This window comes from Clostridium tarantellae (assembly GCF_009295725.1).
Taxonomy (GTDB): domain Bacteria; phylum Bacillota; class Clostridia; order Clostridiales; family Clostridiaceae; genus Sarcina; species Sarcina tarantellae.
Genome location: NZ_WHJC01000477.1, coordinates 1 through 1,601, shown reverse-complemented (window position 1 = coordinate 1,601; position 1,601 = coordinate 1). Strand labels below are relative to the sequence as shown.

Below are 1,601 nucleotides of genomic sequence, written 5' to 3'. Positions count from 1 at the left end.
CACGCCGCCAGCGTTCATCCTGAGCCAGGATCAAACTCTCAAATTAAAAGTTTAATCATTTACTCATATTACTTATAAAAGAATTGCTGGTTTACTTAAATTTATCTGTTTAATTTTCAAAGATCATTTCTTTTATTTCATCGCCTTAAAGCGACTTGATTATTATATCATTTTTGAATAATGCTGTCAACATATTGTTTCAAACAATAATTTAATCATAAATTAATTTAATTTGAAAATAAATGTCGATTGCTTTAACAGATTTTATGTTAACATTTTATTAAATTAAATTTTTAATTTTATTCTCCAAATTTTCCTATTAAATTTCATATATATTTTTTTTCTTAAAATAGCTTTAATTTCCTGCTATTGATACACTAGGATAAGTTTACTTCGTGATATTGCTATTCATACAATTATTTAATTAAATACAGTATCAAATTTTTCATTATTTTTTACACTAAAACACATCTCTATTTGTTTTTTAGTATTTCTTCTTATTGATAATTGTGGAATATTATCTAAAGAAAAAAATTACTTTCTTCTGTTTCTATATTTTCTTTAAATTCTCCATTTATTAAAATACATAACCACTATTTATTCCTGTATCTTTATATCTGTCTAATATGGCTATTAATTTTTTAGGAATAACATTTATTCCCGCTTCTTCTTTAACTTCCTTAACTATATTTTCTTTTAAAGATAAATTTACTTCAGCCCATCCTCCTGGCATTGCCCAAAAATTATCTGTTTTTTCTTTTACTAATAAAATTTTATTCTCTTTGAAAATAACGGCTCTTATATCTATTTTAGGAATTTGATATCCACTTTCATTACAAAAAACATCTCTTATTTTAATTTTACTACTTCCATTGTCTTATATACACTCCTATATGTCTTTTTTGTCTAACATATTTAGCTTACTATAAATACTATTATTAGTATAACTGTATATATAGTCATTAATGTTATATTCTTCTATTAGAGTGTTATATAAAATACTATTTAGTAGGCTACACTATATTCCTTTTTAATTTAGTGATATAAATCCTATTATAATAAATTATATATCTCTATACAACTTATTAAACTTGTTATTAATAATTAATTATATTTTAAATATAAAAAACTCGACAATCAAATGATTGTCGAGTTACTTTGGTGACCCCTAGGGGAATCGAACCCCTGTTACCACCGTGAAAGGGTGGTGTCTTGACCGCTTGACCAAGAGGCCATAATTAACCTGGCAACCACCTACTCTCCCACACAGTCTCCCGTGCAGTACCATCGGCCTCCTAAGGCTTAACCTTCGTGTTCGAAATGGGAACGGGTGTTACCCTTAGGAGCATCATCACCAGATTTTAAGAACTTTTTGTTCTTTCAAAATTGCACTAAGTATTAAGTTTACTTTTATTTGGTCAAGCCCTCGACCTATTAGTATCAGTCAGCTGAACATGTTACCATGCTTACACCCCTGACCTATCAACCTTGTGTTCTTCAAGGGGTCTTACTAGCTTATGCTATGGGAAATCTCATCTTGAGGTGGGCTTCACGCTTAGATGCTTTCAGCGTTTATCCCTTCCCGACTTAGCTACCCAGCT

The 1,601-nt window shown here is 29.1% G+C and carries 1 protein-coding gene, 1 tRNA gene and 2 rRNA genes; all 4 read right to left on the bottom strand.

All coding sequences use genetic code 11. The features are described from left to right. Positions 1–577 precede the first annotated feature (577 nt). Positions 578–790 carry an NUDIX domain-containing protein gene (locus tag GBZ86_RS18070; protein WP_327445294.1) on the bottom strand — a complete coding sequence of 71 codons (213 nt, stop codon included), beginning with the start codon at positions 788–790 and terminating at the stop codon, positions 578–580. Positions 791–1,159: 369 nt separating this feature from the next. Further along, positions 1,160–1,234: transfer RNA gene (locus tag GBZ86_RS15725), tRNA-Glu, on the bottom strand. 7 nt (positions 1,235–1,241) lie between these two features. Beyond that, positions 1,242–1,359 (bottom strand): 5S ribosomal RNA (gene rrf, locus GBZ86_RS15720). A 55-nt stretch (positions 1,360–1,414) separates the two neighbouring features. Beyond that, positions 1,415–1,601: ribosomal RNA gene (locus tag GBZ86_RS15715) — 23S ribosomal RNA — on the bottom strand; the annotation flags it as partial.